The organism is Methanobacterium sp., from assembly GCF_016217785.1.
GTDB lineage: Archaea > Methanobacteriota > Methanobacteria > Methanobacteriales > Methanobacteriaceae > Methanobacterium.
Genome location: NZ_JACRGA010000004.1, coordinates 1 through 10,879, shown reverse-complemented (window position 1 = coordinate 10,879; position 10,879 = coordinate 1). Strand labels below are relative to the sequence as shown.

Here is a 10,879-nt window from a genome sequence, read left to right as displayed (position 1 = left end):
TATTTACTACACCACCGACGGAACAACACCAACCACCACCAGCACACAATACACCGGACCAATCAACATCAACACCACAACCACCCTAAAATTCATGGCAATCGATGCAGCCGGAAACCAGGGCACCGTGCAAACCGAAACGTACAACATCAAATCCGATGTCTACGTACAAATCACTCCATCCATCACCAACCCCACAGTTGGTGACAAAGTAACCTACACATTCAAACTAGGAAACAACGGACCCGGAGATGCAAGTAACGTGGTATTCACCTACGTACTACCCGAAGGAGTAGAATACACAGGCGCAAACGTAGACCAAGGGACAGTAAACTACGACCCAACAACAAGAACACTAACCTGGAAAGTAGGAAACGTAACAGCAGGCGCAGACCCATACATATGGCTCAACCTCAACATACTAAGCGAAGGTACAATCAACATACTGCCAACAGTCACTGTAGATGGATACAATCCCGGACTAATCAACAACATCGGAACCCTACAAGTAACCGCATCACCAAAAACAAGTACAGTCAACGCAGCAACCACAACCAGCATCCAAACAGGAACAGTACCCATGCAAACAACCGGAGCACCATTAGCCGGACTAATCCTCGGTATCCTATGTATTGGAAGCGGAATAACCCTAAGCCGGAAAAAATAAAACCTCATCCCCCCTTTCTTTTTTTTCTTTTTTAGAATAATCAATGAATTAAGGATATGCGATAAATACATGTTAAATAGGAATTTATCGAATTATATGGAAATTATACATTTAAAACTAAAATAAACATTAATTAAAGATTTATTTTGCCATATTCTAATTAAATTTGGATTATAAATTCATATTTAAGATGAAATTATCTGTTTTACATTCAACATCACACAATTATTCGATACGTTTATATATACACTTCGATATGAAAGTTAGTTAGTGGAAAGTAATAACAATGAATTGTGTTGTTCAATATTTTTCTTAATTTTTTAAGGGGGCAACTATAAGACGAATGAAATTTCCATTTTTTATTATTTCCGCAGCAATAGAGCTAAATGGAACAATTAAGACCCATGTAACTCTAATTAAAAAAAATAGGAGGAACAAATGATAAAGAGTAAGAAAACATCTATTTTGCTTGTGGTTTCTGCTTTACTTTTTTGCTTTTTAGCTACAGGATCCGTGAGCGCAGCAGACCTACCATCTGCCAATTTCACAAGCAATGTGACCGATGGCAATGCACCATTGAGCGTACAGTTCACTGATACATCCACCAACGACGCCACTTCTTGGGCTTGGGACTTCGAAAATGACGGTATTATAGACAGCAACCAGCAGAACCCAGTCCATACATACACAACACCCGGAAACTTCAGTGTTAAACTAACTGCAGGCAATGAAGCAGGCAATAACACTTTGACTAAATTAAACTATGTCAATGTTGCTAACCCGCTTCCAAGCAATCGTCACATATTTATCAACGTTTCAAATGATGAAGGTGTCAAATACAATACAGATACCACAATGTATGGGGGCCCAAATGGCACTTATTACATTAAGTGTGATGGTGGTGGAATGAATGCACTCCATATCACTAATGATATAAGTAATCTTAATGGACAGTTAACTGCAATCGACACCACAAATACTAACTATTCGGGAGTATTTTACATCACTGACACTGGTGGTCGAGGATACAATGATAATATTATTCTATTGGTATCGGTAAAAGGACCAATTTCGGATAATTTTGCGATTCATATCACTTCAAGTGGTTACAATTGGACAGCTACAGGTTCCTCACCTACTAGTTATCAATATGTAACTAATGCAGTGAATCAGTCCTTTACCAAAGTTGACTTCCAGTACGGACCACAAACAGCAAAACCAGGTCCAGGAACACTTGGTGTTTGGTCTCTGCCACTTTATACTGGCCAAAATATCAATGATCCATCTACTGCTGAATACTTGATGTTTATTGATCTTTATGTTGGAACTGTATCAAATTCTAACTTAATAAACAGTGGCAATGTAAAGATTGAATATAATATCACAGGTATGAGCGTAATTACAGCATTTAACGCATATGCATGGTGCGCTGGATCAAATCAAGCACAAGGAATTAGCTGGACAAATAATCCAAGTTCAAGCGGTTATTATATTAATTACATCCCGCCTATTGCAAAGTTCACAGCTACTCCTACAAACGGTAAAACACCCCTCACTGTACAGTTCACTGACGCATCCACTGGAAATATAAATAGTTGGGCTTGGGATTTCGACAATGACGGAACTATTGACAGTACTGAACAGAACCCCACCTACACTTACAACAACCCCGGCATATACACCGTAAAACTCACTGTATCTGGACCTTATGACAGTGCTAGTGAAATTAAAACTGATTTCATTACCATTACCCCGGTGACCAATACCAGAACCAACAAAACATACGTCAACATTCAATCTGCAATAGATGATTCAGAAACTTTAGATGGGGATACAATCCTTGTTGGTAGTGGACCTTATGCAGAAAACTACTCTGAAAATGTAAATGTCACTAAACAATTAACAATAGCTACAAGAGGAAAGGTGGCAGTTACAGCTTTAGATGTTAACAATCCTGTCTTTAAAATAAGCATTGGTGGAACAAATTCTGTAATCAACGGTTTTACTATAACCGGAGCCACCAACTCAAGCGGTATCTATATAGATCCATTCGTTAATGCTACTATTATTGGAAACTACATTACAGGCAACTTAAACGGGATTTATGTTGGGGATGGTAATGTAACCATTATTGGAAACAATATTACTGGTAACAGTAACAATGGTGTTCTAATAAAAAATGGTAACGCAATTATCGCTGAAAATAACATTACAGGTAACCTTAATGGAATTTATATTGAGGATAGTGATGATACTACAGTTTCTGTGAGGAATAACATCACTGAAAACAATATTACAGACAATTCCAATGTTGGAATTTATGTAGGAAGTGGATCTCCAAATATACATTACAACAGGATATGTAACAATGGTTTATATGGTCTGGAAGATACTGCAAAAGGAGAAAACACATCAAACGCGATATTCAACTGGTGGGGAAACAATACACCAATGTATGTAGGCCGTACCAGTGCACCAGGAAAATCAGACATCTATGATGCGCATGAAAGTTCCCATGTAACTTACGATCCGTGGATAGTGCTTACAGTAAATGCAACATCTGATCTGCTTAAAACAGGAGCAAAATCTAATATTACAGCAGATTTAACACACGATAATAATGGAAATGTGGTTGCTGGTGGTCAAATACCAGATAGTGGCCAAATAGTCTTTGCATATGCTTTAGGAACTGTTAGTCCAGTAAATACCACACTTTTAAACAATACAGCAAAAGCTACAGTGACCGGAGGTAGTACCTCAGGAATTGCAAATATCACTGCAACTGTAGACGGATATACTGCAGGTATTCCAATCACAATGGATACAATAGCACCAATCGTAAGCGCTGATGTTTTAGGAGGAACTTACAACAACACACAAACAGTAACACTGACAACCAATGATCCTACAAGTACAATCTATTACACAATTAACGGAACAAAGCCTACAACAAGCAGTACTCCTTATACAGGCCCAATTACTATAAATAGCACTGCTTCACTTAAGTTTGCTGCTCTTGACCCTGCAAGTAACTGGAGTCCTGTAAATATACAGAACTATCTTATTGGAACTACTCCAATTGCTGATTCTGACTGGCCTAAATTCCAGAATGACATCAACAACACAGGTCTATCTGGCTATATTGGCCCTCAGACAAATAACACAGCATGGATATACACCACTAGTAGCAACATACGATACGCTGCTCCGGTTATAGGGACTGATGGAACTATCTACATTGGAAACAGTGCAAGAATTTTCTATGCGATCAATCCAGATGGAACCCTAAAATGGAGCTACACTTCAGGAGGTGCAATCTATGGCTCCGCTATTATTGGAGGAGATGGAACCATCTACTTCTGTGAAGAATATGCAGTTAATGCATTATACTCCAACGGGACAAGAAAATGGCAGTATTGGCAAGGACAGTCCCTATATGGTTCACCTACCATAGGATCAGACGGGACAATATACGTGGGATGTGCTGGCAGTAAATTAATTGCAATAAACCCGGATGGGACACTAAAATGGACATACACAACTGGAAGCTCAATATATTACAGCTCTCCTGCTATTGGGGCAGATGGAACAATCTATATCGGAAGTCGTGACCGGTATGTCTATGCAATAAATCCTGATGGGACATTAAAATGGAAATTTAGAACTGGAGGCGAGATAGATAGCTCACCAGTTATAGGATCTGATGGAACCATCTATATCGGAAGCTATGATAGAACATTCTATGCAATTAATCCAGATGGAACACTAAAATGGGATTACCTTACTAGTGATCAAAACCTCAATGCCCATGCTATCTATGGTTCAGCTGCTATTGGAGCAGATGGAACTATCTATATTGGAAATGGTGGAGGTAACCTATTTGCATTAAATCATGATGGTACATTGAAATGGAGATATGCCACTGGTGGTTCAATACAGGGTTCTCCTGTTATTGATGCTGATGGAACTATCTACTTCGGAAGCAATAAAAACGTTTATGCTTTAAATCCTGATGGAACATTGAAATGGAATTACACAACAGGAAATGGAATACAGGGTTCTCCTGCTATTGGTGTTAATGGAACCTTGTACATTGGAAGTTATGATAAAAAATTGTACGCTTTCAAAGACCCAGATGCTGACCTTAACACTAGTGTTACAGTAAATAATCCAACACGTAACATAGGTGACGACCTGAATATCGGCTTCAATGTGACCAACAACGGATCCGGCACAGCATTCAGAACCATTCTAACTTACACATTGCCAGCATGGCTTAAATATATAGATGTAAGCGCAGATATGGGAATTGTATCCTACAACACTTCAAACAGGATGATTACTTGGAATATTGGCGATTTTGCAGTAACAGATTCTGCTACAATGACCATTTTAACCAAAGTAATAGCAAGCGGAACATACACCATAATTCCTAGCTTAACAACAATAACCAGCGACCCTAACCTAACAGCACACACCGGTTCTGCAGATGTCACAGTCTCCGGAAACGTGGTTAACACCCGTACTGGTACAACATACAATACTATTCAGGAAGCCATTGATGATGTTAGTACTCTAGATGGCGACACAATTAATGTAGGAATAGGAAATTATACCGAAAACGTGATTGTTAATAAACAGTTAATATTGAATGCTCTCGGCTCAGCAACCGTAATGGCTTTAAATGTGAATAATCCTGTTTTCAGCATCACTACTGCTGGAAATAATTCAGTTATCAGCGGTTTTACCATAACTGGAGCAATTAACTCATATGGCGTATATATTGCAACACTTGTTAACTCAACCATTGCTAATAACACCATCATTGAAAATGGCCTTGAAGGTATTTTCATAGATGGAAACAGTAACACAACCAATTTAAACTTAAACACAATTACAGGGAACACAATCAGAAATAATGAAAGAGATGGAATCCGTGTACTATCTGGAAGCCCAACAATAAACTCAAACAACATATACAGCAACGAAAGAGACGGAATCCGCATACAATCAGGAAATCCAACAATAAACTCAAACAACATATACGGTAATGAAATAAATGGAATCCGTGTACAAGCTGGCAATCCGATTATCCACTTCAACAGAATATATAACAACGGATTATACGGTTTACATGATGTGTCCACTACACCAAACGTTACAAATGCTACATACAACTGGTGGGGAACTAACAACCCAACTTATGTGATGGGCACAAGTATGCCTGGAAAATCAGACATATATGATGCACATACAAGTACACATGTAGTTTACAACCCGTGGATAGTGCTTACAGCAAATTCAATACCGGATTTACTCAAAGCAGGCGCTAACGCTACCATTACAGCATATTTAACATACGATAGTAAAGGGAATGTAATTACTGGTCAGGTACCTGACGGTATACCAGTAAACTTTGGTTCTGATTCAGGAACAATTAACCCAGAAAACACAACAACAGGTGGTTCAACAACCTCAACACTAACTGCAGGTAATGTATCTGGCACTACAAATGCATCTGTAACAGTAGATGCTTGTACTGTGAGTGTGCCTGTGGCTGTTGATACCATAGCACCAACAGTTACTAATAACGTGCCCGGAGGAACCTATAACTCCACACAAAACGTGAATTTAACTGTTGATGAGCCAAGTACCATTTATTACACCACAAATGGAACAAATCCAACAACCAGCAGTAATGTATTCCAGAATCCAATCGTAATAAACACAACAACAACACTTAGATACGCTGCAGTTGATCATGCAGGAAATTGGAGTCCAATCTATCTAATAAACTATGTTATTGGACCTGGAGGACTTGCAGATACACCGCAGCCAGAATTCCAGAATAATAATAACCATACCGGTCAATCTGACTATTCTGGACCACAGACTAACACTACATTCTGGAACTATAATACTGGCTCAGGAATGTATGGTTATGGCTCTCCAACAATCGGTGCTGATGGAACCATCTATATTGGAAATAATGTTGGTGTTTTATTCGCAATAAATCCAGATGGAACCCTAAAATGGAATTACACCGCCGGTGGTTTATTACGGAGTTCTCCGACTATTGGTGCTGATGGAACAATTTACTTCGTTAGTGGTAGTATAATCTATGCATTATACTCTAATGGTACACAGAAGTGGAATTACACCATGGGAAGTAATACTTATGCTTCTCCGGCTATTAGCGCTGATGGAACCATCTACATTGGAAGCTTTGATAAAAATCTATATGCATTAAATCCGGATGGAACACTGAAATGGAAATATCTTACTGAACCTGGAGTAAATTATAACGGACTTGGTTATTCTACACCTGCTATTGGTGCTGATGGAACCATATACTTCGGATCAGAAAACGGTAAAATCTATGCAGTTAACCCTGATGGAACACTGCAATGGAAATACAAAGTATCAATTGGAGGTTATGTGCGTTCTTCTCCAAGTATTGGAACTGATGGAACCATTTACTTTACAGCGAATAATTTATTTGCAATGAATCCTGACGGAACATTAAAATGGATCTATGACACACCTTTGGATTCAAGAACGACATCAACATGGAGTACTCCTGCAATTGGAACTGATGGAACCATTTATTTCGCTCAAAGTTACAGTGTGGGTGCTTTAAACTCCGATGGAACATTAAAATGGGCATATTACACAAACCGTTGTATGTATTATACCTCAGCTGCAATTGGTGCTGATGGAACCATCTACTTTGGATGTGAAAGCAATATCTTCGCATTTAATCCAGACGGAACACAAAAATGGAACCGCACCGGATCTACATATGCATCCACTATAGGATCTGATGGAGCACTCTACTTTGGAAGTCAAGATGGTAATCTCTATGCGATTAAGGATCCTGTTCCTGTTGCAAACTTCACTGCTGCACCTGTAAATGGTAATTCACCATTAACCGTTCAGTTCAATGACACCTCTTCTTACGCTGCTTCATGGGCGTGGGATTTCAATAATGATGGTGTTGTGGACAGCACTGAGCAAAATCCAACACACACTTACAGTAGCACTGGTAGATACGCTGTTAAATTAACAGTGACCAATGCAGCTGGCAGTGTTAGTGAAATAAAAACAGACTACATTACTGTGGATAATGTTGCTCCGGTGCCTTCAGCAAATCTTCCAAGTGGTTCATACAACACTGATTTAACAGTTAACTTAACTGCAGTCGATGATTTGGATTCTAATCCTCAAATATACTACACACTAGACGGATCAGATCCGACAACAAGCAGTATACTTTACACAGGACCCATAAACATTAACAGTGCAGGAACTACTACTTTGAAGTTTATTGCGGTTGATGCTACGGGTAACTGGAGTCCAGTCTACAACCAGACCTATAATATAGACGTCACAGTACCTACAGTAACCGCAAATCCAGTTGGAGGACTGTTCAACACCACACAAACTATTACCCTAACCACCAATGAACCCGCCACCATCTACTACACTACCGACGGCTCAACCCCAACCAGCAGCAGCACACAATACACCGGACCAATCAACATCAACACCACAACCACCCTAAAATTCATGGCAATCGATGCAGCCGGAAACCAAGGCACACTACAAACCGAAACCTACAACATCGACACCACAGCACCAACAATCCAAGCAAACCCAACCGGCGGTAACTACAACACCGCACAAACTATTACCTTAACCACCAACGAACCCGCCACTATTTACTACACCACCGACGGAACAACACCAACCATCACCAGCACACAATACACCACACCCATAAACATCAACACCACAACCACCCTAAAATTCATGGCCATTGACACATTCGGAAACCAAGGAACAGTACAAACCGAAACCTACAACATCAAATCCGATGTCTACGTACAAATCACTCCATCCATCACCAACCCAACAGTCGGGGACAAAGTAACCTACACCTTCAAACTGGGAAACAACGGACCCGGAGACGCCAGTAACATAGTATTCACTTACGTAATACCCGAAGGAGTAGAATACGCAGGCGCAAACGTAGACCAAGGAACTGTAAACTACGACCCAACAACAAGAACACTAACCTGGACCATAGAAACTGTACCAGGAGGAACAGACCCATACCTATGGCTCAACCTCAACATACTAAACGCTGGTACATTCAACATACTGCCAACCGTAACCATAGCCGGATACAACCCAGGACTAACCAACAACATCGCATCACTACTAATAAACGCCGCCGCAGTAACTATCAACACCCCAACAGGACCCACCAACACCGTACAAGCAGCAACCACAACCAACATCCAAACCGGAACCATACCCATGCAAACCACCGGAACACCACTAGCAGGACTAATCCTAGCCATCCTATCCATAGGAAGCGGAATAACCCTAAGTAGAAAAAAATAACTAATATATTCCCCTTTTCTTTTTTTCCTTTTTTTTAAATAAATCAAAGGGTGAATTTAAGGATATGCAATGAAATGCATATTAAAAAAATGTGAAATTTATCAGAATTATATGGAATATTATCCATTTTAAACTAAAATAAACATTAATTAAAGATTTATTTTGCTATGTTATAATTAAATTTGGATTAAATTCATATTTAAGATCTAAATTTTCTGTTTTACATTCAATACTATGCAATTATGTAAAGGTTTATATAATTGATTTATAGATTCTTACATGTCGATTATAAATATTGAAAATAATAAATGGAGGTGATAAAGTGAACAAAAAGATAATATTTATAACACTTAGCTGTTTTATGGTTTTAATTTTGTGTGGAAGTGCATCAGCAACTGACCTGAACAACACAACCAACATTACACAAAATAACCACGTCTATATCAATGTATCCAATGATAATGGAGTTAAATACAATGTGGACTATGATTACTATTTAAACGACCCAACACAACAAGGATACAATCCAAATGGTACCAATGGTACTTACTACATCAAGGCTGAAGGTGGAGGACTTAACCAGCTTCACATCTGTAACAGTAACAGTACAAGCGCAATGTATGGTCAAATAATCGTGAACAACACTACTAGTGGTTCTCAGTCTGGTGTGTTCTACATCACCACCACGGGAGGTCGTGGACTCAACGATAATATCATACTTCTGTTATCAGTGAAGGGACCTATATCTGACAATTTTAATTTGACTATAGTCTCAAGTGGGTACACTTGGATAATTTCGGTTTTTGGTGCAGTTCAGCCACCAATGCCAACAAATCCTCTGTACGTTGTAGGAGCTGTGAACGAAACTTTCACAAAAGATGACTTCAAATATGGTCCACAAACAACAAGACCTGCTCCTGGCGGATGGCAACCACTTTACAGTGGCCAGGATACAAGTGATCCTTCAACCGCTGAATACTTGATGTTCATAGACCTATACGTTGGAAATCTGAGGTCAGGTCTTGCGCAAGCACCAATAGATAATGGTGCTGTCAAGGTTGAATACACTCTCAACAACATGTACACAACAGCTTCATTCAACGCTTACGCATGGACTGGTGCATCATTCCAAGGTACAGGAATTAACTGGTGTAGTCCTATCATAAATAATGCAAATCCTTGTGTAGTTACAGTTAATTATGCTCCAGAAACTCCTGTTGCAAACTTTACTGCTGATAAAACATCAGGATCTGATTCACTGACTGTTAAATTCACAGACAGTTCTTCAAATTACCCAACATCATGGACATGGGACTTTGGAGATGGAACAACATCAACCGAACAAAACCCAACACACACCTACAGTGCTCCCGGAACCTACACTGTTAAATTAACAGCAACCAACCTTGCAGGCAGTGATACCATGACAAAAACAGGTTACATCACTGTTTTAGATACTATTGCTCCAACAGTTGCAGCTAATCTTGCAGGTGGAAATTATGGTACTGCTCAAACTGTAACATTGAACGCTACAGACGCAAGTCCAACAACAATCTACTACACTACCGACGGATCAACCCCAACCAACCATAGCACTCAGTATACAGGACCAATCAACATCAACACCACAACCACCCTAAAATTCATGGCAATCGACACAGCCGGAAACCAAGGAACAGTACAAACCGAAACCTACACCATCGACACCACAGCACCCACAGTCCAAGCAAACCCAACCGGCGGTAACTACAACACTGCACAAACCGTTATCCTAACACCCAATGAAACAGCCACTATCTACTA

Annotated in this window: 3 protein-coding genes; all 3 read left to right on the top strand. The window is 39.6% G+C overall.

Annotated elements, in window-relative coordinates; genetic code table 11:
* On the top strand, window positions 1-667 hold a 667-nt coding region (locus HY987_RS01405; protein WP_292754770.1), incomplete at its 5' end, for a DUF11 domain-containing protein.
* 438 nt (window positions 668-1,105) lie between these two features.
* Complete coding sequence (locus HY987_RS01400) at window positions 1,106-9,076, top strand: chitobiase/beta-hexosaminidase C-terminal domain-containing protein (protein WP_292754767.1); 7,971 nt, start codon at window positions 1,106-1,108, stop codon at window positions 9,074-9,076.
* Between the two features lie 322 nt (window positions 9,077-9,398).
* Window positions 9,399-10,879: PKD domain-containing protein (locus tag HY987_RS01395; protein WP_292754764.1), on the top strand; the 1,481-nt coding region annotated here is incomplete at its 3' end.